The sequence below is a fragment of the Mesorhizobium sp. W067 genome (genome assembly GCF_054719525.1).
The window spans coordinates 3,396,760-3,421,743 of record NZ_JBTTII010000001.1; the positions used below are offsets into that span (position 1 = coordinate 3,396,760).

23 protein-coding genes are annotated in these 24,984 nt (G+C 59.4%); 6 read left to right on the plus strand and 17 right to left on the minus strand.

Annotation, left to right across the window (positions count from 1 at the left end):
* Positions 1-121: 121 nt before the first annotated feature.
* Positions 122-766 carry a TetR/AcrR family transcriptional regulator gene (locus tag ACYG97_RS16595; RefSeq protein ID WP_023669890.1) on the plus strand — a complete coding sequence of 215 codons (645 nt, stop codon included), beginning with the start codon at positions 122-124 and terminating at the stop codon, positions 764-766.
* 229 nt (positions 767-995) lie between these two features.
* Here the strand turns inward: ACYG97_RS16595 and ACYG97_RS16600 are convergent, their stop codons facing one another.
* The 3 genes from ACYG97_RS16600 to ACYG97_RS16610 form a co-directional block, all read right to left on the minus strand.
* Entirely contained in the window at positions 996-2,033 is a 1,038-nt protein-coding gene (locus tag ACYG97_RS16600) for a Cj0069 family protein (protein WP_031201381.1), read from the minus strand.
* Positions 2,034-2,119: 86 nt separating this feature from the next.
* Complete coding sequence (chrA, locus tag ACYG97_RS16605) at positions 2,120-3,535, minus strand: chromate efflux transporter (RefSeq protein WP_031197581.1); 1,416 nt, start codon at positions 3,533-3,535, stop codon at positions 2,120-2,122.
* 17 nt (positions 3,536-3,552) lie between these two features.
* Entirely contained in the window at positions 3,553-4,530 is a 978-nt protein-coding gene (locus tag ACYG97_RS16610) for a chromate resistance protein ChrB domain-containing protein (protein ID WP_023669887.1), read from the minus strand.
* 569 nt (positions 4,531-5,099) lie between these two features.
* Between ACYG97_RS16610 and ACYG97_RS16615 the strand changes: the two genes are divergently transcribed.
* A complete protein-coding gene (locus tag ACYG97_RS16615; RefSeq protein ID WP_023804779.1) occupies positions 5,100-6,074 on the plus strand; it encodes a Fe-Mn family superoxide dismutase in 975 nt (324 codons plus the stop codon).
* Positions 6,071-6,541 carry a chromate resistance protein ChrB domain-containing protein gene (locus ACYG97_RS16620; RefSeq protein WP_023669885.1) on the plus strand — a complete coding sequence of 157 codons (471 nt, stop codon included), beginning with the start codon at positions 6,071-6,073 and terminating at the stop codon, positions 6,539-6,541. Before ACYG97_RS16615 ends, ACYG97_RS16620 begins: the two co-directional genes overlap by 4 nt.
* A gap of 34 nt (positions 6,542-6,575) precedes the next feature.
* On the opposite strand, the gene ACYG97_RS16625 is transcribed toward ACYG97_RS16620, so the two are convergent.
* From ACYG97_RS16625 to ACYG97_RS16665, 9 genes are all read right to left on the minus strand, one after another.
* On the minus strand, positions 6,576-7,559 hold the full coding sequence (locus tag ACYG97_RS16625; RefSeq protein WP_023804778.1) for an oligopeptide/dipeptide ABC transporter ATP-binding protein: 984 nt from the start codon (positions 7,557-7,559) through the stop codon (positions 6,576-6,578).
* Positions 7,552-8,562, minus strand: coding sequence for an ABC transporter ATP-binding protein (locus tag ACYG97_RS16630; protein ID WP_023669883.1), 1,011 nt, complete (start codon positions 8,560-8,562; stop codon positions 7,552-7,554). The genes ACYG97_RS16625 and ACYG97_RS16630 overlap by 8 nt, the downstream gene beginning before the upstream one ends.
* Positions 8,559-9,470 (minus strand): ABC transporter permease, encoded by a 912-nt coding sequence (locus ACYG97_RS16635; RefSeq protein WP_023669882.1) that lies wholly within the window; start codon positions 9,468-9,470, stop codon positions 8,559-8,561. Before ACYG97_RS16635 ends, ACYG97_RS16630 begins: the two co-directional genes overlap by 4 nt.
* A 4-nt stretch (positions 9,471-9,474) precedes the next feature.
* Positions 9,475-10,416, minus strand: a complete 942-nt coding sequence (locus ACYG97_RS16640; protein ID WP_023669881.1) for an ABC transporter permease — start codon at positions 10,414-10,416, stop codon at positions 9,475-9,477.
* A gap of 28 nt (positions 10,417-10,444) precedes the next feature.
* Positions 10,445-12,007, minus strand: coding sequence for an ABC transporter substrate-binding protein (locus tag ACYG97_RS16645; protein WP_023804777.1), 1,563 nt, complete (start codon positions 12,005-12,007; stop codon positions 10,445-10,447).
* A gap of 130 nt (positions 12,008-12,137) precedes the next feature.
* Positions 12,138-12,578 carry a YqaA family protein gene (locus ACYG97_RS16650; protein ID WP_031197584.1) on the minus strand — a complete coding sequence of 147 codons (441 nt, stop codon included), beginning with the start codon at positions 12,576-12,578 and terminating at the stop codon, positions 12,138-12,140.
* A 9-nt stretch (positions 12,579-12,587) separates the two neighbouring features.
* Positions 12,588-13,910: an MFS transporter gene (locus tag ACYG97_RS16655; protein WP_023804776.1), complete on the minus strand. Its 1,323-nt coding sequence runs from the start codon at positions 13,908-13,910 to the stop codon at positions 12,588-12,590.
* Between the two features lie 64 nt (positions 13,911-13,974).
* Positions 13,975-15,315, minus strand: coding sequence for a cation diffusion facilitator family transporter (locus ACYG97_RS16660; protein WP_023713973.1), 1,341 nt, complete (start codon positions 15,313-15,315; stop codon positions 13,975-13,977).
* Positions 15,316-15,323: 8 nt separating this feature from the next.
* Entirely contained in the window at positions 15,324-15,605 is a 282-nt protein-coding gene (locus ACYG97_RS16665) for a metal-sensing transcriptional repressor (protein ID WP_023669876.1), read from the minus strand.
* A 104-nt stretch (positions 15,606-15,709) separates the two neighbouring features.
* On the opposite strand from ACYG97_RS16665, the gene ACYG97_RS16670 reads away from it, so the two are divergent.
* From ACYG97_RS16670 to ACYG97_RS16680, 3 genes are read left to right on the plus strand one after another with little or no spacing between them, the layout of a single operon-like run.
* Complete coding sequence (locus tag ACYG97_RS16670) at positions 15,710-16,099, plus strand: hypothetical protein (protein WP_023696825.1); 390 nt, start codon at positions 15,710-15,712, stop codon at positions 16,097-16,099.
* Positions 16,100-16,147: 48 nt separating this feature from the next.
* Positions 16,148-16,882 carry a HupE/UreJ family protein gene (locus ACYG97_RS16675; protein WP_023713974.1) on the plus strand — a complete coding sequence of 245 codons (735 nt, stop codon included), beginning with the start codon at positions 16,148-16,150 and terminating at the stop codon, positions 16,880-16,882.
* A 35-nt stretch (positions 16,883-16,917) separates the two neighbouring features.
* Entirely contained in the window at positions 16,918-17,565 is a 648-nt protein-coding gene (locus ACYG97_RS16680; protein WP_023669873.1) for a hypothetical protein, read from the plus strand.
* A 210-nt stretch (positions 17,566-17,775) separates the two neighbouring features.
* On the opposite strand, the gene ACYG97_RS16685 is transcribed toward ACYG97_RS16680, so the two are convergent.
* From ACYG97_RS16685 to ACYG97_RS16705, 5 genes are all read right to left on the minus strand, one after another.
* Complete coding sequence (locus tag ACYG97_RS16685) at positions 17,776-18,177, minus strand: NAD/NADP octopine/nopaline dehydrogenase family protein (protein WP_460221628.1); 402 nt, start codon at positions 18,175-18,177, stop codon at positions 17,776-17,778.
* A 1,242-nt stretch (positions 18,178-19,419) separates the two neighbouring features.
* The gene (locus tag ACYG97_RS16690; protein ID WP_000572405.1) at positions 19,420-20,214 is read right to left on the minus strand and encodes an aminoglycoside O-phosphotransferase APH(3')-IIa; all 795 of its coding nucleotides are present in this window, start codon (positions 20,212-20,214) and stop codon (positions 19,420-19,422) included.
* Between the two features lie 178 nt (positions 20,215-20,392).
* A complete protein-coding gene (sacB, locus tag ACYG97_RS16695) occupies positions 20,393-21,814 on the minus strand; it encodes a levansucrase (RefSeq protein ID WP_001022105.1) in 1,422 nt (473 codons plus the stop codon).
* Positions 21,815-21,833: 19 nt separating this feature from the next.
* Positions 21,834-23,645: a beta-glucuronidase gene (gene uidA, locus ACYG97_RS16700; RefSeq protein WP_257825605.1), complete on the minus strand. Its 1,812-nt coding sequence runs from the start codon at positions 23,643-23,645 to the stop codon at positions 21,834-21,836.
* Positions 23,646-23,814: 169 nt separating this feature from the next.
* Positions 23,815-24,885 carry an NAD/NADP octopine/nopaline dehydrogenase family protein gene (locus ACYG97_RS16705; RefSeq protein ID WP_031197587.1) on the minus strand — a complete coding sequence of 357 codons (1,071 nt, stop codon included), beginning with the start codon at positions 24,883-24,885 and terminating at the stop codon, positions 23,815-23,817.
* Between the last annotated feature and the right edge of the window lie 99 nt (positions 24,886-24,984).

Consider the following 24,984-nt stretch of genomic DNA (forward strand, 5'->3'; position numbering starts at 1 on the left):
CAGCCCGATGACCAAATTGGTGCATTTCCTTTTGCCTCCTCGTCCGTTTCCGGAGTGCTCAAGGCATTCTTGAGCTTCTGGACTCGGCGTATCATACTGGACAGATTGTCCATTAGCGCTGTTGCTGGACAACGGACCGCTGAACGTTCCAAACCGCACGGTGGAAAGAGCAATGACCATTAAAATCGAGCGGCCCGACGACAGGGGTACGATCGACCGTCGTGTCGCGCGCACGCGCGCCATGCTGCAGGACGCGCTGATTGCTCTGATCCCAGAGTGCGGCTATGCGGCTCTCACCGTGGAAGACATCTGCCAGAAAGCTGATGTCGGCAGGTCGACCTTCTATACGCACTATGCCGGCAAGGACGAATTGCGCAGCGCGGCCCTTGAGGCGCATCTGCTGTCGCTGAGCAGGCGCGTGTCGGCAGACGAAAAGACAGGCAATCGCCTGTTCGAATTCAGCCTGCCGATGTTCGAGCACGCGCGGGCGTTCCGGTCGCTTCACAAAGCGCTACTTGCGAGCAGCGGCGACACGATCCACGATCAATTGCGTGAACGCATACGGCGCGCAGTGCGAACCGAACTGTCTGGCAAGCGGATCGGCGACGCGGGCGTGCCGCTGGAATTCGTCGTCCAGTTCATATCGGGAGCCTTTCTCTCGGTGCTTGCCTGGTGGATCGCCGAGGACTCCAGCCTATCGCCGGCCCAGGTCGACGACCTGTTCCAGCGGATGGCGGGTTCAGCTCTTCCGGGGCGGTCACCCTAGCAAGACCTTCCAAATCCAGATCTCGCGCCGGTTGAGGCTAACGTTCCTCGGGCGGCCGAATCTTGCGAAACGTCATGAGCAAAGGATTTCGTAGATGGTGTTCAAGCCACCGGCGACGAGAATTGGTCAGCCGAAACCGGAAACGGCAAGCAGGGGTCCGGCGACCATCGGACTGACCGCCGAACCGCGTTCGGCCAGAGCCTCACTCGGACCGCCAATCTTCGTCGATTCAAAATCGCATGGCAACGAGTCGAGCTATTTCGGCCGGCGCTTGATCGGGGATGGCAAAGACCGAGCTGACGTTGATCTCACAAAGCACATACGTGTCTTCACCTGACACAGTCCGTGGTCCGTAGAGAAAATCGGCATCCCAAATGATCGGCAGCGACCTGGCATCGACGCCTAGCACAGCCATCATTTGCGGCGTCCACCCGGTTTCCATATTGGTCCGCAGCGACTGAAACGGTTCGGCCGTGGCGGGATGCATTATCCGCGGCCCTGGTTGCGCAGCCTCGGAATCTGGCCCTTCAGGAGGTGGCGGGATTAGGGCCTTGATGAACTGGTGGCCAAAGCCGACCACCTTGTCGGCGCCCATGTAACAGCGGATCATCCCGTCGGGTAAACGCGGTTGGAATGGCTGATCCACGATGCAGCCATCGGGTGTCAAATACACCTCGCAGCGCGCCATGAAATCCGGCAGTGCGAGTTCTTCCGGCGTACTGCCGCGTCGCGCGTGCAGCACCCGAACCGCCGGCTCTCCGCCAGGAAGCGAACCGATCAGCTCGACCTTCCATACTCCCTGGCCGCCATTGCCGCGGTTCTGCTTCAGCACCCGTGGACCGGCCGTTCGAAGCCGCTCCGGAAACGCCTCGCGAAAAGCCTCGGCGGAGCCGTAGAGGTAAGTATCGGTTCCCCATCCGAGATGCTTCGTACGGTGCAGAACTTCCTTCACGCCCATTTTCAGGATCACGTCTGGATGTGCACTCACCCAGGGGCCGCGTGCCGCCACGTCGCGCAGCAGCGGGTCAAGCACCGCACGGGTTTTTCCCTCGTGCAAGGGATCGACCCAGACCAGCACGCCGTCCGTCGCCAGGAGCTGGGTCCGAACCTCCTCGGCAAACTCTTCGTCATAAACGGCCGGTTCGGCGTGAACACCGATCGCAGCGAGTTCCTCGAACACGCGATGAAACCGGTTGTTCTGCGGTGTCGCCGTGCGACGCGCCTCCCGGTCACCGCGCCAGACCAAAGCCACTCGCCTCGTGCCCATTATACCTCGCCTCCTACTTGCTCGCCCATCAGGCAGCCCCGATACGAAATAGACTGCGATGCTCGCATCCGAGCAGAAAGATCGCCCTAGACCGAGCCCGCCGCGACGCCGAAAAGCACGCCCAGGATCGAACATGCCGCTAGCATCGGGATCACGCCGACCTTGAAGCGGAATACCGCCAGCATCGCACCGAGGGTCAGTACGAGAGACGGAATGTTGAGGGAACCGAGGACTGGCACGTCGAGCCTCATGCCCAGCAAGCCGATCTCATGCAAATCGCGAAACAGGACATGAAGCGCGAACCACACCGCGAGGTTCAGGATCACTCCAACCACCGCTGCCGTGATGGTCGACAGTGCGGCTGACAGGGCCTTGTTGCTGCGCATCGTCTCTATGTACGGCGCGCCGAGAAATATCCACAGGAAGCACGGGACGAAGGTCACCCACGTCGTCAGAAGGCCGCCGAGCGTTCCAGCGACCAACGCGTTAAGAACCCCCGGCTCCCGGAATGCTCCCATGAAACCAACGAATTGAGTGACCATGATCAGCGGACCCGGCGTTGTTTCGGCCATGCCGAGGCCATCCAGCATTTCTCCAGGCTTCAGCCAGCCATAGTGCTCGACTCCTTGCTGGGCGACATAGGCAAGCACCGCATAGGCCCCGCCGAACGTCACCACCGCCATCTTGGAAAAGAAGATGGCGATGTCGGTGAAGACATTGCCTTGCCCAAGAAACAGCAACAAGAAAAGGACCGGAACGAACCATAGCAGCAGAAACACCGCCGCAATCTTCAGCGACCATTCGATGGATGGCCGGGCATGCGCCGGCATCCCTTCGCCAAGCGCCGAGTCGACATCATCGACCTGCTTGCCACCAAGCTTGCCATGTCCATTGCCTGGCTGGAATGCGGCCCAACCCATCTTGCCCCCGACGTAGCCGATCACGGCCGCAACCAGGATGACCAGCGGGAACGGTGCATGGAAGAAGAACAGGGCGATGAAGGCTGCCGCAGCGAGGCCGACCATCACATTGTTCCTGAGCGCCCTCCTGCCGATCCGCAGGACCGCTTCGAGCACGATGGCCAGAACCGCCGCCTTCAGGCCGAAGAAGAGCGCCTGGATAGCGCCAACGTTGCCGAAGATGGCGTAGATCCAGCTCAGGACCATGATGGCGACCGCGCCTGGCAGCACGAACAGGATTCCCGCGACGAGGCCGCCTTTGGTCTTGTGCATGAGCCAGCCAATATAGATGGCCAATTGCTGCGCCTCCGGACCGGGCAGCAGCGTGCAGTAGTTGAGCGCATGCAGGAATCTCGTCTCGCCGATCCAGCGCTTTTCCTCAACGACGATCCGATGCATCATGGCGATCTGGCCGGCCGGGCCGCCGAAGCTGAGCATTGCAACGCGGGCCCATACTCGCATGGCGTCCGCAAACGAAATGTCATGGTCGTGGGTTTCGGCCAGAGATGGCGGCGTCGTGACGGACTGCTCCAGATTGGCCATAGTTTGAGTCCCTGCGGTCATCCGCGTTTCTTGCGGAAATACTGATAGAGGTTGTCGAAGACAGGAGCGCCCTGCGCGATCCGCTGTTCGTCGCTCTCGTTCGCCATGGCGATGCCTGCAATCAGACTGGCAATCCCAGTCGCCTCCTCGCGACCGAACTTGTTGTCCTTGAGGTCGATGTCATGGACGATCTCGGCGATGGCCTGGAGTGCCGGATCATTGATGCCGGCGCGGGTAAGCAGAACTTCGAAGCTGCAGCGATCGCCCTCATGGGTGATTTCGCCTTCGAACATGTCGAAGCGCAATTCCCCCTCCTTTGGCACGTATCCCTTGCCCGCTACGAAGCGGATGATCGCGTCAGCATCGATGAACCGGCGGATCAGCCAACTGCAGGCGATGCGGTCGACATGCACGTCCCGGCGCGTGACCCAGATTCGGCCCTTGAGCTCGCTCGGCTCGGCGGCCTTCTTCGGTTCCTTGGTCATGGCCTTGTCCTCTGTAAGCTGTGTTTCAAGTTCGGCGATCAGTCCCTCGATCGTGAGGCGACCGCTGGCACCAAAAAAGTCGATCATCACCACTTCAGTGAGCCGCTTGCGCAAGCGACCAAGTTGCGGACGCGCTTCTGCGTGTTTTTCCGATGTCGCGTCGGCCCCAATCGCTGCAGCCAGCTCGCGCGCTTCCCCAGCGATCTCCGCATAGTCGGCATCACGGGCCGCGTCGAACATCGCCCGCACCTGCGCGTCCGACAGACCGTCGACAAGGCGCGCCTCGCAAATCATGGCCTCGCCGCCGCCGGCGACGATCTCCTTCAGAAGCCATTCGAAATCCTCCTGCATCTCGGCATTCGCCGGCAGGGCGTAAACGGTGCTTTTGACTGCGACCGCGCCGATGCCTTGCAACCGTCGCCAGATCTTCACCCGGAAATAGGCGGGCTTGCTTGGCAGCTGATAAATCAGGAGCAGCCAGCGCTGCTCCTGCGATTGCCCCTCACTCATAAGTGAACCGTATCATGGACTGAATTAGATGCAACACTTGTATCATGACTCATGCGCAAACCATACTAAATGGCCAAAATCCGCAGAGACACCATACTTCAATGCGGGCGAAGCTCATCGTCGGTTGTCGAAGCGCCCCAGCGCACTTCCGGGCGAAGAAAGAAAGCTCATCTGGCGCCCCTCGAACGTCGTCCGGCAGGAATGGAGGCCCCGGAAGTAGTGGCGACGGCACCTTCGTGTACACAGTTACGGACAATCGCATCACACGCCTCGCCATCAAGGCTGGTGTCACCGACAACGGTCGCGTCGAGGTGACCGCGGGCCTTTCGGAAGCGACATCGGTGGTGGCAACCACCCAAGGCGTGCCGCCCCTGAGGACTGCGGTTCAGCCGCAGATGGTTCGCTCCTCGTCCTTGGTGGAATACCCGGCGCAGCTGGGATCGATCCCCTCTCGCCCATAAGTGACCGGTATCAAACGTCTGAGCAAGATGCAACACTTGTATCATTTCTCGTTTGGGCATAACGTGCGCCTGCTCACGGATGGCCGTGCCGCCGAGCGAGGAAATCCAATGCCGCACCAGATCATGCCGCTGCCGTTCAAGCCGCCCAGGCTCGTCGGACTGTCCGAACGCCTGCTGGCCAGCCATTATGAAAACAATTACGGCGGTGCGGTTCGCCGCCTCAACGCTATCGAACAGCGGCTCGATGAACTCGACTGGGGCGCAGCACCCGTCTTCGACATCAACGGGTTGAAGCGCGAAGAGCTGGTCGCGGCAAATTCGGCGATCCTGCACGAGATCTATTTCGATGGGCTCGGTGGTTCCGGCGATGCCGGAGGCGATCTTGCCGCAGCACTGGAGCGCGACTTCGGCAGCGTGGCGGCATGGCGCGCCAAGTTCATGGCTTGTGCTAAGGCGCAGGCCGGAGGCTCGGGATGGACGCTGCTGACCTGGTCGGAGCGCCGCGATCGGCTGACGATTCAATGGGCGGCGGATCACACCAATTGTCTCGCCGGCGGCATGCCGATCCTCGCGCTCGACATGTACGATCATGCCTACCACCTCGATTTTGGCGCCAAGGCTGGCGCCTATGTCGACGCGTTCATGAAGAACATCCATTGGGAGCGGGTTGCCGCCCGCCACCGGCGGGCTGTCGCGCAGCGCGATCCTTCAACAGGACCTGCATCGGACAATAAGGTTCCAACTGTTGCGCCAGAGGAACTGCGGGCCCGACTCGACCAGGGCGAAGATCTGGTCGTGCTCGACGTCTGCCTGGCCGACGATCTGGCAAAACGCAGCGATATGCTGCCGGGCGCCAAGCTCCGCGCTCCCGAGACCATTGCCGATTGGGCCGATGAACTGCCGAGGGACAGGCCTGTCATCGTCTATTGCGTCTACGGCTTCCAGGTCAGCGGCGACGCAGTCGCCGAACTGCGTCGCCGCGGCGTCGATGCAACGGCGCTCTCAGGCGGCATCGCCGCCTGGCACGCCATCGGCGCGCCAACCGTCCCTCTGGTGATGAGCGAAGAAAGGATTGCGTCATGAAATGGGTTACCCGTGAACGCCCGGTCATCGACCGCATCGCCTGCCCCTGGCTGATTGCACGCTTCATCGACAAGGAACCTGATTTCCTGTTCGCGGCACCTGATCAGGTGATCCGTGTTGCCCAGGAAGCGGGCGCGACACCCTACGACGTGCCCGGCGTCGAATTCACCCATGTCGGCGACGGTTGCAGCTTCGACACCTTCGTCTCGAAATTCGGCCTCGATCGCGACCCGGCGATCGTGACCATTGCCGCGATCGTGCGCGGCGCCGACACGGATCGGCACGATCTCACGCCACAGTCTGCAGGACTGCTCGCGATCTCCATGGGGCTGCGGGACGTGACGCCCGACGACCACGAGATCCTGAAGCACGGCTTCGTCATTTACGATGCGCTTTATGCCTGGGCCTCACGACGCAAGGCGGAGACCCATAGCTGGCCACCCGTCACGAAGCCGGCGGCGGCCTGAAGTAGCGGGCAACGAGGGCAGATCAAGTCGGCACTCAAATCACCGGCCGCCGCTCGCCGTCGGCCAGGTGGCAGGCCGCGACCCCGCCATGCGGCACCGAGCGCAACATCGGCTCCTCGGTCCGGCAGACATCGATCGCCACAGGACAGCGGGTGTTGAAGCGGCATCCCGGTGGCGGCGCGCTGGGGCTTGGAGGGTCGCCCGCGAGGATGATTCGGCGACGGCCGGCCTCGATACGAGCATCCGGCGAAGGAACCGCCGAAAGCAGTGCCTGGCTGTAGGGATGGGCCGGCTCGCGAAACAGCGGCCGCGTCACGCCGGCTTCCGCGATGCGGCCAAGATACATCACCGTCACGTTTGAGCAGACCTCGCGCACGATCGCCAGGTCATGCGCAACGATGACGATGGTAAGGCCAAGCTGTTTCTGCAATGATGTGAACAGGTTGACGATCTGCGCCCGGATCGAAACGTCAAGCGCGCTGAGCGGTTCGTCGCAAACCAGGATCGATGGCTTCAGCGCAAGCGCGCGAGCGATCGAAACGCGCTGGCGCTGGCCGCCGGAAAGCGAACGCGGCAGGCGGTCGAGCACGGTCGCTGGCAGCGCCACCAGATCCAGCAGCTCGCCAATACGGCGCCGGCGCTCGGCCGGAGATCCGAGGCGATGGATCTGCAGCGGCTCTTCCAGCGTCTGGTAGACGGTCTGGCGACGGCTCATCGAGCCCAGCGGATCCTGGAAGACGAACTGGACCTCGCGGCTGAACGATTTGCGGTCCGACTTCAGCCACTGGGCGCGATCCCGCCCCGAGATCAGCACCGTACCCTCAGTCTCCTTCTGCAGGCCGACGACGCTGCGAGCCAGCGTGGTCTTGCCACAACCGGATTCGCCAACGATGCCATGGAAGGCACCACGCGGAATGGTCAGGTCGATGCCGTCGACCGCCCGCACGGCGCCTGTTCCGGAGCGGTTGGCGAAATGGACCTTCAGGCCCTTGACCTCAATCGCCGCAATGTCAGCCATGGATTGCTATCCCTTCCCGCCTCAGCACCACCGGGCATCCCACCTTGTGCGGCGTCCCGCCCGTCGAGATCGTCTGGAGCGGCGGCCGATGCACGCGGCATTCGGGCTCAACCAGTTCGCAGCGGGCAGCGAAACGGCAGCCCGGCTCCAGCCTGATCTGGTTCGGCGGCAAACCTGGTATTTCCTTGGTCGCGGCGCGTTCGTCGGCGCGGAAATCCGGTACAGAGGCAAGCAGCCCGCGTGTATAGGGATGCGTCGGCCGCGTCAGCACATCCATCGCGGTCCCCTCCTCCGCCACCTGCCCGGCATAGAGCACCATGACCCGGTCCGCGACCGAGGCGACGACGCCGATGTCGTGCGTGATCAGCACGACCGCGATGCCTTCCTCGCGCTGGATCTGGCGGATGAGCTCCAGGATCTGCGCCTGCACCGTGGCGTCCAGCGCAGTGGTCGGCTCGTCGGCGATCAGCACGCGCGGCCGGCTTGCCAGGGCCAGTGCGATCATGGCGCGCTGCAGCATGCCGCCAGACATTTCATGCGGATAGCGATCGTAGCGGTCTTCCGGGTCAGGGATGCCGGTGCGGGCGAGCAGCGAGACCGCTTCCTTGCGGGCATCCGCATGCGAGAGATTGGCAAAGCGGCGCGCCTGGCGCGCCAGTTGCGGTCCGATCTTCAGCATCGGGTTCAGCGCGCTCATCGGGTCCTGGAAAATGACGCCGAAATAGCGGCCGCGAAGGTCAGACAAGCGCCTGGACTCCATTCCGACCAGTTCGCTCGCTTCGGCTCGGGCCGATCCCTTGATGTCGACGGTGACGCCCTCGGGCAGCAGGCCGAGCGGCCCAAGCGTCATGACGGTCTTGCCCGAACCGCTCTCGCCGACGACGGCGACTGTCTCGCCGGGACGGACGTTGAACGACACCCCATCGACCGCGCGCACGGAAACGGTCGTGGCGTAGAGATCAATGACCATGTTTTCTATGGAGTAGATCGGCTCGTCGCTCATGGCGCGGCTGTTCCCGTTTCGACGGCGTTCCGCTCCGCTTCCTCAACGGCGCGCGCCTTGCGACGCTTGCGCAGCAAACCGCCGCGCACCGGCCTCGGCACCTTTTGCAACGCGAAGGTCTCGCCCAGCAGATTGAAGCTGACCACCACCAAAGTGAGCGCAAGGCCCGGAAGGACGACCAGCCTCGGGTATTCCTCAATGTAGCTCATGCCGTCGACCAGCATCTGGCCCCATTCCGGCGCCGGCGGCGCGACGCCCAGGCCGAGGAAGCTCAGCGTCGCGATGGCCAGGACAAGGGCGCCAGCATCGGCGCTGGCATAGACCACGACGAGGGCCAGGACATGCGGCAGGATATGGCGCACAAAGATCCACAGATGGCTGGCGCCCATCACCCTTGCCGCTTCGATATAGGGCTGTTGCAATTCGGCGGTGACCACGGCGCGGCTCATGCGGGCATAGTTCGCCCACCACGCCAGCGTCAGCGCCGTGATCATCGACCAGTAGCCGGTGCCGAGAATGCCGATCAGCGCCAGCGCGATCACCAAGCTTGGCAGCGCCAGCGCGATGTCGATGAGGCTGATCAACACCAGCTCGACGCGCCCGCCGACATAACCGGCGAACGAACCGATGCTGACGCCGATGGCAAGTGCGGCCACCAGCACGATCACCATCGCCACCAGCGATATGCGGGCGCCGCCGATGATGCGGCTCAGAATATCGCGGCCGAGATAGTCGGTGCCCAGCCAGTGAGCCCAGCTCGGTCCCGCAAGCGTGACGTCGTAGTCTTGCGCGCCGGGATCGTAAGGCATGATCGAGGGACCGAGCACACCGACCGCGACAAAGAAGACGACTGGCAGCAGCACCAGCCAGGGCCAGTCCTTCATGCTCCTGAACAAGGAAGTGTTCATCGGATCAAGCTCCTCTCGCCCTACGCATGCGCGGGTCGACAAACATGCAGATCACGTCAACCATCAGGTTGACGACAACGAAGAACACCACGAACAGCAACAGAACCGACTGCATGCCGACGAAGTCGCGGAAGCGGATTGCATCGATAAAGAAGGCGCCGACGCCGCGCAGCGCAAACACCGTTTCAACCACGATCGAACCGATGATCATCAGCGTGAACTGGGCGCCGAAGGTGGTCAGGAACGGGATGGCGATGTTGGGCAGAGCCTCGCGCATCAGCACCTGTGTCCTCGTGTAGCCCTTCGCGAAGCCCGTCGTGGCGAAGGGTCGCGACATGGCCTCCTGGAGGTTGACGCGGACGACGCGGCTCAGCACCGATGCCGGAAACAGGGCGATTGTCACCCACGGCAAGAGCCACGAGGTGAAGCCGCCGACGCCGAAGGTGGGCAGCCAGCCCAGCATCACCGAAAAGACGATGACCAGCAGCGCCGCCACGAAGAAGTTCGGCGTCGAGGCGCCGACCAGCGAGAAGGCGTGGAGGAACCGGTCCAACGCGCCACCATTGCTGACCGCACCGGCAACGCCGAGCGCCAGCGACAGGAAAAAGGCGAGAATGCCGCCGCCCGCAAGCAGCGCCGCCGTCATCGGGATTCTGGCGGCGAATTCCTGCGCGATCGGCTTGCCGGTGCGCAGCGAGACGCCGAGATCGCCGGTGATAGCGCTGAAAAGCCATCGGCCGTAGCGGACCGGCAGCGGATCATAGAGCCCGAGGTCCTCGCCGATCTTCTTGATCATTTCGGCATCCGCGCCCGGGCCTGCCGCACGCTCGGCCATGAGCGCGGCGACGTTGCCCGGCGCCGCGGCAACCAGGGTAAAGGTCAATGCCGATGCCGCCACGACAAGCAGACAGGCAAGCAACATCCTTCGCAGAATCGTGCGTCTCATCGGAACTCCCCCAGGAGATTCGAGGCGTTCAGGCCTTCAGCGTGATCGCCTTGAACGGCAGGTCGTAGTCCGTCGCGGGAAGCGCGAAGTTCTCGACGCGAGGATTGTGCGCCCACAGCCGCTGGCTGACAACGAGCGGGCAGATCGCCCGGTTGTCGTGCAGCCAGTCGTAGAGCGCCTGCATCTTGGCTTCGCGTTCGTCGCCGCTCGCTTCGAGCGCGGCCTTGACCACGCCATCAAGCTCCGGGGAAACATAGATCTTGCCGTCCGGCCCGCTGTCGGCGGTGGATACGAACGCGTTGCCGAGCGTGCCGTGCGGATCATAGGGCGCGCCATAGGTGGTGAAGAAGGCAAGATCATATTCGAACGCCGGGCGACGGTCGTGCATGGTGGCGTTGTCGACTGACGAGACCTGAACCTGGAAGCCGACCTCGGACAGCTGACCCTGGATCATCTCGGCGATGCGGCGCGAACCCGGCAGCGATTCCTCCGATACGAGGAAATCGATCGCCAGCGGCGCGCCCTCCTTGCTCCAGGCGCCTCCGCTTTCGCTCCAACCGCCATCGGCAAGGATTTTCCTGGCCGCGGCGACGTCGCGTACCGGCACGTTATGCCGCTTGCCCGAGGAAGGCACGTTGGTCGGAAAGAGATCCGCCGCCGGATCTGCGTAGCCTTCGAACAACACCTTGGCGATCGCGGCGCGGTCGACCGAGACATAGATGGCCTCGCGCACGGCCTTGTCGGCCATCATCTTGGCCTTCGGCGAATAACCGAGCAGCATGGTTGCGGTGCCGGCCTCGGCCACCACTTTCATGCCGTCCTTTTCAAGCGCGCGGGCGCGGCGCGGCGACAGCGTCGCCACCCAGTCGCCGCCGATCACGTCGAGGTCGCCGGAACGCAGCGCGTTGGCGCGGGCGAGTTCGTCGGGAACCACCTTCAGTTCCATGCGAGCAAACAGTGGCTTCTCGCCCCAGTATTTGTCGTTGCGCACCAGCACGGTGCCGGAGGAATCGTAGCTTTCGACGATCCACGGTCCGGTGCCGACCGGAGCGGTCTGCTTGCCGCCGGCGTCGACCGCCTTCGGCGACAGGAAGCGCACCGGACGCACTATGGTGAGCTCCAGCAAGGCGGCGGGCACCGGACGCTTTAGCTTGATCGTCAACTTGCTGGGTCCATCGGTGACGATGCTGTCGAATGCGTCGGACACACCGATCCATGAGAAATCCGCGACGCCCAGCCAGCGTTTGAGATTCCATTCCGCGGCGGTCGAATCGAAGGGCGTGCCGTCACTGAAGGCAACACCTTCGCGCAGGTCGAAGGCGATCGAAAGCTGGTCGCCGGCGACAGCCCACTTGGTGGCGAGCCCGGGCTCGAGCGCGCCGTCCTGGCCATAGTGTATGAGGGCGTCGAACACGACCGTGTAGGAACTCAGCGTGGAGACGTTTTGCAGCAGGTCGAGATCGCCGGTTTCGGCGGCAATGGCGACCTTCAACGTTTCATGCCCCTCCGAGTACGCGGCGCGTGGAAACGCGGCAATGAAGGCCAGGCCGGCTGTGGAGGCCAGGAAATTGCGGCGGTCGAGAGTCATCATGTTAGTTCCCCTTTTTGTTTGATTGGCAACGATCATGTGCACGCTTGCTAATTTGTATAGACATAAGACATAAAGTCGGAAAACCGTTTGAGAGTTTTACCCCAGCGACCCACTTGGTCGCGGTTGCGGCCTACAGCCAGTTCAGCGCCGCCGCCGAGAGCGCGAGATAGCGGCCGGCTTTCGCCATCGTGACGATCGCAACGAAGCTCCAGAGCGGCTCGCGCAGAACACCGGCCATCATCGTCAGCGGATCGCCGATGACGGGAACCCAGCTCAGCAACAGGCTCCATCGTCCGCAACGGCGGTAGCGCGCCGCGGCGCGATCGAGCGCAGTGGGCTTGACCGGAAACCATTTGCGGTCGCGAAAGCGGTCGATGCAGCGGCCGAGCAGCCAGTTGACAACCGAACCAAGCACGTTGCCGATCGTCGCGACCAGGATCAGCGCCGCCGGTGACTGGCTTCCGGTCAGCAGCAGGCCGGCCAGCACCGCCTCTGACTGCAGCGGCAGAATTGTCGCTGCGGCGAACGCGGTGAGGAACAGCGCGCCGAAGGCACCAACATCTCCCAGCATTGGGGCCGCTCAGCTCGCTTTCGGCCATTTTGGGTGCCTATCGTTAACGACATAACCATGCGCATGCTCGAAGCCTGCTTCGGTCCAGACGGCGTCCTCGAGGTGCGAATGCCCGTCAGACAGATCGTCATGGGCGTGGCTGAGAACGTCGGGATCGTGACGCGGCCACAACCACATCGCGGCAAAGAGTGCCGCGGCGCCAATGACGCCAAGCAGGATAAAGGTGAAGGGCAGGCCCATCGCCGCGCCGACGAGTCCGGCGATCGGATAGGTGATGAGCCAGCAGGCGTGCGAAAGCGCGAATTGCGCGGCAAACAATGCCGGCCGGTCGACGGGATCGGCCGAGCGCTTGATCAGCCGCCCAGACGGGGTCTGCGCCAGCGAATAGCCGAGCCCGAGCACGAACCAGAGCGGCAAGAGCAGCTGATAGCTGATGGCAAACGGCCCTGCGAACAAGCCGGCAACCAGCAGGCCGGCGCCTGACAACATCGCAACCCGATCCGGGATGCCGTCCAGCAGCCGCGGCAGGACCAGCGCCGCGATCATCGAGCCGCCCCCGAAGGCGGCAAGGGCAAATGCCGTGTCGCTCTGGGAGAGGTCGAATTTTGCCTGCACCAGGACCACCGTGTTGACGATCACCATGGCGCTGGCCGCCGCGACGGCAAGATTAAGGGCCAGCAAACCGCGCAAACGCGGCGTCGTCAGATAGATGCGGATCCCGCCCGTCGTGCGTTCATAGATGCCGCGCGGCTCGGAGGGCTGCGGGCTGGGCAGCACCACGGAGACGACCAGCGCCGCTGACGCCAGGAACCCGACAACCGTGCCGGCGAACAGGCTATGGAAGCTTATGACCGAAAGCAGCGCCGCCGCGAGGAGGGGGCTGACGACGCTTTCCAGGTCGTAGGCCAGTCGCGAGAGCGACAAGGCCCGTGTGTAGTCCTTCTCTTCGGGCAGCACGTCAGGGATCGAAGCCTGGAAGGTCGGGGTGAAGCCGGCTGACGCCGACTGCAGGATGAAGATGAGAAGATATATCTGCCAGACTTCGGTGACGAAGGGCAGGAATACGGCAACCCCTGCCCTGATGAGGTCGAGCGAAACCAGCATGGTACGGCGTGGTAGGCGCTCGGCGAACGCGGCGGCAACGGGCGCCACGCCGACATAGGCGATCATCTTGATGGCAAGCGCCGTGCCGAGCACCGCGCCGGCATCGGCGCCGGCAAGGTCATAGGCAAGCAGCCCGAGCGCCACGGTGGCAAGGCCAGTGCCAATCAGGGCGATGACCTGGGCCAGGAAAAGATGGCGATAAGTGCGATTGGCAAGGACTTGCAGCATATGTCTGTCTTCTTGGAGGAGCGATGGGTCGTTGATCCGTGGCGATTGAATGGCGGGCCTGATCTCAGTGATGGTGGCCTTCCGGCTCGACCATTTTGAACGGCAGCACCTGCTCGCGACCCTTCGCGGCCAAGACCAGCCTCGCCTGGAACTCATGCGGCTCAGCAGGAGCCACGGTGCTCTCAAGGCGATGATGGTTGTCGGCGATGGGTTCGAGGCGAAGCGTCTCCGGCCCGCCAGGCCTATCGATGATCACCGTTGCCATCAGATCGTCGGCATGCCGGTCGATGGTCAGCCGCATCCGCTCGCCAGCCGGCGTGTCGACGATTTCCAATGTCCCGGCAGCCAGATCGCAGTCGACCTTGAAGGGCTCCGGCGCATGATGACCATGTGAGTGAGAGGGTTCCGTGCCCGTCGCGGCAGACCCGGCCGAACTCTCCAGACGAACATTCGCTTCAGCCAACGCCGGCAAGTGGGCGAACAGTTCCTCCTTGAGGGCTTCGGTGACGCCCATCACGTCCTTGGCCGTCGCCGCGTCGGCGACACTGATGGCGACGTCGGCATGCAGGCGATGGCCGATCCAGCGCGCCTGCACGCTTTGGACACGTTCGATACCGGACACATGCTCGGCGGCATGATGGATTTCATCGACGATGCCGGGCTCGACACCGTCGAGCATGCGCGTGAGGACTGCCTTCGAAGACTGCCAGACGATCGCGAAGATGGCCACCGTGATCAAGAGCCCGATGATCGGATCGGCCAGCGGAAACCCCAGCCATACGCCGATAGCACCCAGCACAACCGCCAGACTGGTAAAGCCGTCGGTGCGCGCATGGTAGCCGTCGGCGATCAGCGCCGCGCTGTTGATCTCGCGGCCGACCCGGATACGGAACACTGCAACGGCCTCGTTGCCTAAGAAACCTATAATGCCGGCTATGGCGACCCAGCCAAGAAATGCGATCGGCTGCGGATTGATCAACCGGTCGATCGCCTCGTAGCCGGCAACGATGGCGCTGAACAAGATGATGAGGACAATCAGAATGCCGGCCAGATCTTCGACGCGACCCAGCCCGTAGGTGAACGTCTTGCTCGGTTTGCGACGGGCCAGCATGAAGGCGACCCACAATGGGATGGCGGTGACCGCGTCGCCGACATTGTGGATCGTGTCGGCCAGCAGCGCCACGCTGCCGGAGAGGAACACAACCACCAACTGCAGCGCCGCCGTGATGGCCAGAACGACGAATGACCATTTAATCGCCCAGATGCCGCGCGTCGTCGTGGCGATCGTCGGGTCGATGACGCCATGCGTGTGGCCATGGCCGCCCTCGCCGTGATCATGTCCGTGGCCGCCCATGCCTTGCGTCATCGGGCCGAACCCGAACCAATCGCGAACTTTGTCCATCATGGCGCTTCTCACAGGTACTTGGTGATATCCTTGAACTCGTCGATCGAGCGGCGCTGCTCGAGCGCCAGCGGTCCGACGACGTCTTCAAGGCAGTGGTTGAGGTGGTCCTGGATCAGCGTCTTCTTGGCCTGGGCGATGGCCTTCTCCACGGCATGAAGTTGCTGGGCGATGTCGAGGCACGGTCGCCCGGCCTCGATCATCTCGACGATCCCGCGCAGATGGCCGTCGGCGCGCTTCAGCCGCTTGATGATGGCAGGATGGGTTTCGTGGACGTGGGGACGCTCATTCATGCCCTTGATGCTATCCCCCCCGAGAGGATATTCCAAGCCTCAAAGTGGCCTCGATTCTGGTGCATGCCACCATTCGTTAGGATTTTAGAGAATAATCGTTAAGCATGCCGAATTGGATCCCTAGCACAGCCTTTCGTCTCATCGTCGCGTTCGCGATGACTCTCGGCGTGCTGCTCTCCCCAGTGGGTAGTTCGGCCTCGCATAGCCCGATTGCGCTCGCTGCCGCCGAGGCAGCGCGTCACGCAGAGCTGACAGCACAGATCGGAAAACACGGCCACAGCCATGACGATGGCGAAGCCGATGAGCAGAGCTTTGGTCATACCCACGGCCACAATCCGGCCGACCACACCCATGAAACGGCGAGCACGCTTCCGGGCTTCGCGCAGCCAGCACCGCCGATAGGCCGGAGCTGGCTGGTTTACCCGCCTTCGTTTGCCGACCTAGAAATCCGTTTCCGGCTTGAGCGCCCTCCCAGGCAGATCGTCATCGCATGATCGCGGCCGCACGCGCGGCCATCCTCAACGACGACGATTGGAATTCTCATGCAAGGATCCTTCTACAAGGGTCCGCCACGCACGCCTTGCGCGCGCTGGCGGTTTGCCCTTCCTGTGCTCATTGCTCTCCTGACCCTCCCATTGCTTGGGTGGACTGCCCTCGCCCATGCCGTTGCCGAAGGCGACAAGGGCTATATCCAGGAGATCACGGGCATCAATCTGCTGCCCTTCATCTATCTCGGCGCCAAGCACATGGTGACGGGATACGACCACGTCCTGTTCCTGTTCGGCGTGATCTTCTTCCTCTACCGGATGAAGCACATTGGCATCTATGTGAGCCTGTTCGCGCTCGGCCATTCCACGACCATGCTGCTTGGCGTCTATTTCAACGTTGGCATCAACAGCTACATCATCGACGCGATCATCGGCCTGTCGGTCGTCTACAAGGCGCTCGACAATATGGGTGCCTTCCAGAGGTGGCTCGGCTTCCAGCCGAACACCAAGATCGCGACGCTGATCTTCGGCTTTTTCCACGGCTTCGGCCTGTCGACGAAGATCATCGAATACAACATCTCGCCCGACGGGCTCGTGCCCAACCTACTTGCCTTCAACGTCGGCGTTGAGGTCGGTCAGCTTCTGGCGCTCGCTGCTATCCTTATCGTCATGGGCTACTGGCGCCGGACCGACAGTTTCTGGCGCCACGCATACACCGCCAACACCATCATGATGACCGCCGGGTTTGTGCTGATCGGCTATCAACTCACCGGCTGGGTCGTCTCCTGAACCTCCAAGTAAAGATCAAAAAAAGGAATTCTCCCATGTACAACACAGACATCCCGACCCGCGCTGAACTGCCGACATCCATGCAGCTCCTCCGATCTACCCTCATCGCCATTGTCGCGGCAGCGGCCATCCTTGTGACCATCGTGCTGCCGGCCGAATACGCCATCGATCCCACCGGCGTTGGGCGAGCGCTCGAGCTCACCGAGATGGGCGAGATCAAGACACAACTCGCCGAAGAGGCCGAGCAAGACCGCCTTCGCGAATTGCAAAACGGCACGCCGACCGCAGTGCCAGGCCAAGATCAGCAGTCGAGTCTTCTGGAGCGCGTCTTCGCTGAACTGGTGATTGGTTCCGCCTCTGCCCAGGAACTGCGGACGGACGAAATGTCGGTCACCCTCAAGCCCGGCGAAGGAGCTGAGATCAAGCTCGTCATGGCCAAGGGCGCAAAGGCAAACTACTCTTGGACAGCCAATGGCGCGGCGGTGAACTTCGACACCCATGGTGACGGCGGCGGCGAAAACATCTCATACGAGAAGGGACGCGGTGCTGCAGAGGACGAGGGCGTACTTGAGGCAGCCTTTGACGGCAATCACGGTTGGTTCTGGCGCAACCGCACCGGTGCCGACGTCACCGTGACGCTGAAGACGAATGGCGCGTACACCGACATCAAACGCATGATGTGATCGATACGGCACGTCTTATCCGGCGCCGTTTGGCGCCGGGGGAGATCAAGCAGGTGAAATAGCCAACTCGGACCAACACAGTTTGATAATATCCAACCTGTGTTGGTCCCCTTCGGATGTCGTTGGTTAGAATCAGCTCGCAATGATGTAACAGGAGCGTCGCGCTAGCTTCCTCAAAGCGTAATCACGCCGCATTGGCCGCGAGCGCGCTCAAAACCCCTTGCGGCAAAGGGCTTCAAGATCCGTCTTTGTCATGTTCTCGATGCCGAGCCCAGGAAGAATATCATTATCTCCCTTGAGATCCCGGCCATAAGCCGCCGACAATATGGAAATTCCGGATTCATGGAGAACCGCCGGATTTCCGCTGATCTTCCCCAGGACTGCGGTTGGTAACAGGCCGAACGGAACGTCCTCGAGAATATAGCGGCTCTCGATAGTCGTCGGGCCAAAGCCGCCACGACCTTGGCGATCCATCTCCAGGTTCATTTCCGAAACGGTGCTCATGGGGACGTGGAACGACAATGAAAAATGTTCCTGGACGGTACGAACCGCGATACCGAAATTGCCAGCTATGGCCAATCGTTCGGCATCCAGAGCCTCGATGAAGCGAATCTAGACAATTCGCACGATATACAGGATTTTGCCAAAGGGTTCGTGTAGACTTTCCTTGGTGTATCCAACGGCGTCAGCCGGGCAGGATAGGTGAAGTAGGCCCACCCGCGAGCGGGTGTTCCTTCTTCACTGTCCCTTATTCGCACCTGGCGGTGCTCAACGGGAATCCTGCTCTGCGAGGCTGGCCGGCTACCGCCGGCGTAACAGATGAGGGCAAGCGGATGGAAGCTCTAGTCTGATTAAGCATTGGTAACTGTCAGACCAAGTTTACTCATATATACTTTAGATTGATTTAAAACTTCATTTTTAATTTAAAAGGATCTAGGTGAAGATCCTTTTTGATAATCTCATGACCAAAATCCCTTAACGTGAGTTTTCGTTCCACTGAGCGTCAGACCCCTTAATAAGATGATCTTCTTGAGATCGTTTTGGTCTGCGCGTAATCTCTTGCTCTGAAAACGAAAAAACCGCCTTGCAGGGCGGTTTTTCGAAGGTTCTCTGAGCTACCAACTCTTTGAACCGAGGTAACTGGCTTGGAGGAGCGCAGTCACCAAAACTTGTCCTTTCAGTTTAGCCTTAACCGGCGCATGACTTCAAGACTAACTCCTCTAAATCAATTACCAGTGGCTGCTGCCAGTGGTGCTTTTGCATGTCTTTCCGGGTTGGACTCAAGACGATAGTTACCGGATAAGGCGCAGCGGTCGGACTGAACGGGGGGTTCGTGCATACAGTCCAGCTTGGAGCGAACTGCCTACCCGGAACTGAGTGTCAGGCGTGGAATGAGACAAACGCGGCCATAACAGCGGAATGACACCGGTAAACCGAAAGGCAGGAACAGGAGAGCGCACGAGGGAGCCGCCAGGGGGAAACGCCTGGTATCTTTATAGTCCTGTCGGGTTTCGCCACCACTGATTTGAGCGTCAGATTTCGTGATGCTTGTCAGGGGGGCGGAGCCTATGGAAAAACGGCTTTGCCGCGGCCCTCTCACTTCCCTGTTAAGTATCTTCCTGGCATCTTCCAGGAAATCTCCGCCCCGTTCGTAAGCCATTTCCGCTCGCCGCAGTCGAACGACCGAGCGTAGCGAGTCAGTGAGCGAGGAAGCGGAATATATCCTGTATCACATATTCTGCTGACGCACCGGTGCAGCCTTTTTTCTCCTGCCACATGAAGCACTTCACTGACACCCTCATCAGTGCCAACATAGTAAGCCAGTATACACTCCGCTAGCGCTGAGGTACCGGGTCAGAAGAACTCGTCAAGAAGGCGATAGAAGGCGATGCGCTGCGAATCGGGAGCGGCGATACCGTAAAGCACGAGGAAGCGGTCAGCCCATTCGCCGCCAAGCTCTTCAGCAATATCACGGGTAGCCAACGCTATGTCCTGATAGCGGTCCGCCACACCCAGCCGGCCACAGTCGATGAATCCAGAAAAGCGGCCATTTTCCACCATGATATTCGGCAAGCAGGCATCGCCATGGGTCACGACGAGATCCTCGCCGTCGGGCATGCGCGCCTTGAGCCTGGCGAACAGTTCGGCTGGCGCGAGCCCCTGATGCTCTTCGTCCAGATCATCCTGATCGACAAGACCGGCTTCCATCCGAGTACGTGCTCGCTCGATGCGATGTTTCGCTTGGTGGTCGAATGGGCAGGTAGCCGGATCAAGCGTATGCAGCCGCCGCATTGCATCAGCCATGATGGATACTTTCTCGGCAGGAGCAAGGTGAGATGACAGGAGATCCTGCCCCGGCACTTCGCCCAATAGCAGCCAGTCCCTTCCCGCTTCAGTGACAACGTCGAGCACAGCTGCGCAAGGAACGCCCGTCGTGGCCAGCCACGATAGCCGCGCTGCCTCGTCCTGCAGTTCATTCAGGGCACCGGACAGGTCGGTCTTGACAAAAAGAACCGGGCGCCCCTGCGCTGACAGCCGGAACACGGCGGCATCAGAGCAGCCGATTGTCTGTTGTGCCCAGTCATAGCCGAATAGCCTCTCCACCCAAGCGGCCGGAGAACCTGCGTGCAATCCATCTTGTTCAATCATGCGAAACGATCCTCATCCTGTCTCTTGATCAGATCTTGATCCCCTGCGCCATCAGATCCTTGGCGGCAAGAAAGCCATCCAGTTTACTTTGCAGGGCTTCCCAACCTTACCAGAGGGCGCCCCAGCTGGCAATTCCGGTTCGCTTGCTGTGGATCCATCGGCATTTTCTTTTGCGTTTTTATTTGTTAACTGTTAATTGTCCTTGTTCAAGGATGCTGTCTTTGACAACAGATGTTTTCTTGCCTTTGATGTTCAGCAGGAAGCTTGGCGCAAACGTTGATTGTTTGTCTGCGTAGAATCCTCTGTTTGTCATATAGCTTGTAATCACGACATTGTTTCCTTTCGCTTGAGGTACAGCGAAGTGTGAGTAAGTAAAGGTTACATCGTTAGGATCAAGATCCATTTTTAACACAAGGCCAGTTTTGTTCAGCGGCTTGTATGGGCCAGTTAAAGAATTAGAAACATAACCAAGCATGTAAATATCGTTAGACGTAATGCCGTCAATCGTCATTTTTGATCCGCGGGAGTCAGTGAACAGGTACCATTTGCCGTTCATTTTAAAGACGTTCGCGCGTTCAATTTCATCTGTTACTGTGTTAGATGCAATCAGCGGTTTCATCACTTTTTTCAGTGTGTAATCATCGTTTAGCTCAATCATACCGAGAGCGCCGTTTGCTAACTCAGCCGTGCGTTTTTTATCGCTTTGCAGAAGTTTTTGACTTTCTTGACGGAAGAATGATGTGCTTTTGCCATAGTATGCTTTGTTAAATAAAGATTCTTCGCCTTGGTAGCCATCTTCAGTTCCAGTGTTTGCTTCAAATACTAAGTATTTGTGGCCTTTATCTTCTACGTAGTGAGGATCTCTCAGCGTATGGTTGTCGCCTGAGCTGTAGTTGCCTTCATCGATGAACTGCTGTACATTTTGATACGTTTTTCCGTCACCGTCAAAGATTGATTTATAATCCTCTACACCGTTGATGTTCAAAGAGCTGTCTGATGCTGATACGTTAACTTGTGCAGTTGTCAGTGTTTGTTTGCCGTAATGTTTACCGGAGAAATCAGTGTAGAATAAACGGATTTTTCCGTCAGATGTAAATGTGGCTGAACCTGACCATTCTTGTGTTTGGTCTTTTAGGATAGAATCATTTGCATCGAATTTGTCGCTGTCTTTAAAGACGCGGCCAGCGTTTTTCCAGCTGTCAATAGAAGTTTCGCCGACTTTTTGATAGAACATGTAAATCGATGTGTCATCCGCATTTTTAGGATCTCCGGCTAATGCAAAGACGATGTGGTAGCCGTGATAGTTTGCGACAGTGCCGTCAGCGTTTTGTAATGGCCAGCTGTCCCAAACGTCCAGGCCTTTTGCAGAAGAGATATTTTTAATTGTGGACGAATCGAATTCAGGAACTTGATATTTTTCATTTTTTTGCTGTTCAGGGATTTGCAGCATATCATGGCGTGTAATATGGGAAATGCCGTATGTTTCCTTATATGGCTTTTGGTTCGTTTCTTTCGCAAACGCTTGAGTTGCGCCTCCTGCCAGCAGTGCGGTAGTAAAGGTTAATACTGTTGCTTGTTTTGCAAACTTTTTGATGTTCATCGTTCATGTCTCCTTGAGCTCATTGTTTGCCTCCCTGCTGCGGTTTTTCACCGAAGTTCATGCCAGTCCAGCGTTTTTGCAGCAGAAAAGCCGCCGACTTCGGTTTGCGGTCGCGAGTGAAGATCCCTTTCTTGTTACCGCCAACGCGCAATATGCCTTGCGAGGTCGCAAAATCGGCGAAATTCCATACCTGTTCACCGACGACGGCGCTGACGCGATCAAAGACGCGGTGATACATATCCAGCCATGCACACTGATACTCTTCACTCCACATGTCGGTGTACATTGAGTGCAGCCCGGCTAACGTATCCACGCCGTATTCGGTGATGATAATCGGCTGATGCAGTTTCTCCTGCCAGGCCAGAAGTTCTTTTTCCAGTACCTTCTCTGCCGTTTCCAAATCGCCGCTTTGGACATACCATCCGTAATAACGGTTCAGGCACAGCACATCAAAGAGATCGCTGATGGTATCGGTGTGAGCGTCGCAGAACATTACATTGACGCAGGTGATCGGACGCGTCGGGTCGAGTTTACGCGTTGCTTCCGCCAGTGGCGCGAAATATTCCCGTGCACCTTGCGGACGGGTATCCGGTTCGTTGGCAATACTCCACATCACCACGCTTGGGTGGTTTTTGTCACGCGCTATCAGCTCTTTAATCGCCTGTAAGTGCGCTTGCTGAGTTTCCCCGTTGACTGCCTCTTCGCTGTACAGTTCTTTCGGCTTGTTGCCCGCTTCGAAACCAATGCCTAAAGAGAGGTTAAAGCCGACAGCAGCAGTTTCATCAATCACCACGATGCCATGTTCATCTGCCCAGTCGAGCATCTCTTCAGCGTAAGGGTAATGCGAGGTACGGTAGGAGTTGGCCCCAATCCAGTCCATTAATGCGTGGTCGTGCACCATCAGCACGTTATCGAATCCTTTGCCACGCAAGTCCGCATCTTCATGACGACCAAAGCCAGTAAAGTAGAACGGTTTGTGGTTAATCAGGAACTGTTCGCCCTTCACTGCCACTGACCGGATGCCGACGCGAAGCGGGTAGATATCACACTCTGTCTGGCTTTTGGCTGTGACGCACAGTTCATAGAGATAACCTTCACCCGGTTGCCAGAGGTGCGGATTCACCACTTGCAAAGTCCCGCTAGTGCCTTGTCCAGTTGCAACCACCTGTTGATCCGCATCACGCAGTTCAACGCTGACATCACCATTGGCCACCACCTGCCAGTCAACAGACGCGTGGTTACAGTCTTGCGCGACATGCGTCACCACGGTGATATCGTCCACCCAGGTGTTCGGCGTGGTGTAGAGCATTACGCTGCGATGGATTCCGGCATAGTTAAAGAAATCATGGAAGTAAGACTGCTTTTTCTTGCCGTTTTCGTCGGTAATCACCATTCCCGGCGGGATAGTCTGCCAGTTCAGTTCGTTGTTCACACAAACGGTGATACGTACACTTTTCCCGGCAATAACATACGGCGTGACATCGGCTTCAAATGGCGTATAGCCGCCCTGATGCTCCATCACTTCCTGATTATTGACCCACACTTTGCCGTAATGAGTGACCGCATCGAAACGCAGCACGATACGCTGGCCTGCCCAACCTTTCGGTATAAAGACTTCGCGCTGATACCAGACGTTGCCCGCATAATTACGAATATCTGCATCGGCGAACTGATCGTTAAAACTGCCTGGCACAGCAATTGCCCGGCTTTCTTGTAACGCGCTTTCCCACCAACGCTGATCAATTCCACAGTTTTCGCGATCCAGACTGAATGCCCACAGGCCGTCGAGTTTTTTGATTTCACGGGTTGGGGTTTCTACAGGACGGACCATGGTTATACCTCCTTCTTAAAGTGTCCACATCATATAGAAGTTATCCGCTCACAAGTCAAGTAAGTCGACCTTCGGATGTCGTTGGTTAGAATCAGCTCGCAATGATGTAACAGGAGCGTCGCGCTAGCTTCCTCAAAGCGTAATCACGCCGCATTGGCCGCGAGCGCGCTCAAAACCCCTTGCGGCAAAGGGCTTCAAGATCCGTCTTTGTCATGTTCTCGATGCCGAGCCCAGGAAGAATATCATTATCTCCCTTGAGATCCCGGCCATAAGCCGCCGACAATATGGAAATTCCGGATTCATGGAGAACCGCCGGATTTCCGCTGATCTTCCCCAGGACTGCGGTTGGTAACAGGCCGAACGGAACGTCCTCGAGAATATAGCGGCTCTCGATAGTCGTCGGGCCAAAGCCGCCACGACCTTGGCGATCCATCTCCAGGTTCATTTCCGAAACGGTGCTCATGGGGACGTGGAACGACAATGAAAAATGTTCCTGGACGGTACGAACCGCGATACCGAAATTGCCAGCTATGGCCAATCGTTCGGCATCCAGAGCCTCGATGAAGCGACCAACGGCAGGAGTGACATTTCCCCCCTGGCTCCATCGCTCGGCCCTCTCCATTCGTGTGAGATTGAGAAGGGCAATTCCCAGATGGTTCTGCGGATTGAGGTTGCTGAGCGCAATTGCCAGCAGACCATCGCGCTTGACGAAACGATCGCCGAACAAGGCCGTGCAAAGCTTGTACCCTTGATCGAGCGCATCGAAAGGCAGCGTCGCAACATCAAGCTTCTGGCGAATGGAAGTGACCTGGACTTCTGTTGGTCCGAGCTGGCGGCCGGTCAAGAGCGTTGTGCCCCAAACGACGATCGGCAACCTGACCTTGCGCTCGGCTAACCGCTTGGAGAGATACAGCGCGCCGAACGAACTGTGCGAACTGACGATGACAGGAATACCATCTGCCAGGTGAGGGACCGCGGCATCCATCACCATCTTGTGGCCGTAAGCGGGAAGCGCGATCACCACCACATCCGCGTGATCGATGGCATCTTTACAATCATTGGCAATACGCACCGGCACCGTCGCCTCGATATCCCCCGTCGCCTTCAATAATTCGCCAGTCGCCAACGTTCTGGTGCGGTCTCCCGACGGTGACCAAAGTGTTGGCGTATGTCCCGATTGTGCCAAATAGGCCGCAAGGCCATAGGCAATTGCTCCAGCGCCCAGAATACTCACGCGCATAACATTCCTCCTGTCGCCGGCTTTATGGTTCGAGAATCCTTGCCGTCCCCGCCTACAAGTTTTTTCATCGGGAGGATCCGAATTGAAGTCACGTCGGTT

Bases quoted from the DNA above. Each gene is read 5' to 3' on its own strand.
- ACYG97_RS16600 (WP_031201381.1), bottom strand. From the start codon at position 2,033: ATGGGCACGAGGCGAGTGGCTTTGGTCTGGCGCGGTGACCGGGAGGCG.
- chrA (WP_031197581.1), bottom strand. From the start codon at position 3,535: ATGGCCAATCTGGAGCAGTCCGTCACGACGCCGCCATCTCTGGCCGAA.
- ACYG97_RS16610 (WP_023669887.1), bottom strand. From the start codon at position 4,530: ATGAGTGAGGGGCAATCGCAGGAGCAGCGCTGGCTGCTCCTGATTTAT.
- ACYG97_RS16615 (WP_023804779.1), top strand. From the start codon at position 5,100: ATGCCGCACCAGATCATGCCGCTGCCGTTCAAGCCGCCCAGGCTCGTC.
- ACYG97_RS16620 (WP_023669885.1), top strand. From the start codon at position 6,071: ATGAAATGGGTTACCCGTGAACGCCCGGTCATCGACCGCATCGCCTGC.
- ACYG97_RS16625 (WP_023804778.1), bottom strand. From the start codon at position 7,559: ATGGCTGACATTGCGGCGATTGAGGTCAAGGGCCTGAAGGTCCATTTC.
- ACYG97_RS16630 (WP_023669883.1), bottom strand. From the start codon at position 8,562: ATGAGCGACGAGCCGATCTACTCCATAGAAAACATGGTCATTGATCTC.
- ACYG97_RS16635 (WP_023669882.1), bottom strand. From the start codon at position 9,470: ATGAACACTTCCTTGTTCAGGAGCATGAAGGACTGGCCCTGGCTGGTG.
- ACYG97_RS16640 (WP_023669881.1), bottom strand. From the start codon at position 10,416: ATGAGACGCACGATTCTGCGAAGGATGTTGCTTGCCTGTCTGCTTGTC.
- ACYG97_RS16645 (WP_023804777.1), bottom strand. From the start codon at position 12,007: ATGATGACTCTCGACCGCCGCAATTTCCTGGCCTCCACAGCCGGCCTG.
- ACYG97_RS16650 (WP_031197584.1), bottom strand. From the start codon at position 12,578: ATGCTGGGAGATGTTGGTGCCTTCGGCGCGCTGTTCCTCACCGCGTTC.
- ACYG97_RS16655 (WP_023804776.1), bottom strand. From the start codon at position 13,910: ATGCTGCAAGTCCTTGCCAATCGCACTTATCGCCATCTTTTCCTGGCC.
- ACYG97_RS16660 (WP_023713973.1), bottom strand. From the start codon at position 15,315: ATGATGGACAAAGTTCGCGATTGGTTCGGGTTCGGCCCGATGACGCAA.
- ACYG97_RS16665 (WP_023669876.1), bottom strand. From the start codon at position 15,605: ATGAATGAGCGTCCCCACGTCCACGAAACCCATCCTGCCATCATCAAG.
- ACYG97_RS16670 (WP_023696825.1), top strand. From the start codon at position 15,710: ATGCCGAATTGGATCCCTAGCACAGCCTTTCGTCTCATCGTCGCGTTC.
- ACYG97_RS16675 (WP_023713974.1), top strand. From the start codon at position 16,148: ATGCAAGGATCCTTCTACAAGGGTCCGCCACGCACGCCTTGCGCGCGC.
- ACYG97_RS16680 (WP_023669873.1), top strand. From the start codon at position 16,918: ATGTACAACACAGACATCCCGACCCGCGCTGAACTGCCGACATCCATG.
- ACYG97_RS16690 (WP_000572405.1), bottom strand. From the start codon at position 20,214: ATGATTGAACAAGATGGATTGCACGCAGGTTCTCCGGCCGCTTGGGTG.
- sacB (WP_001022105.1), bottom strand. From the start codon at position 21,814: ATGAACATCAAAAAGTTTGCAAAACAAGCAACAGTATTAACCTTTACT.
- uidA (WP_257825605.1), bottom strand. From the start codon at position 23,645: ATGGTCCGTCCTGTAGAAACCCCAACCCGTGAAATCAAAAAACTCGAC.
- ACYG97_RS16705 (WP_031197587.1), bottom strand. From the start codon at position 24,885: ATGCGCGTGAGTATTCTGGGCGCTGGAGCAATTGCCTATGGCCTTGCG.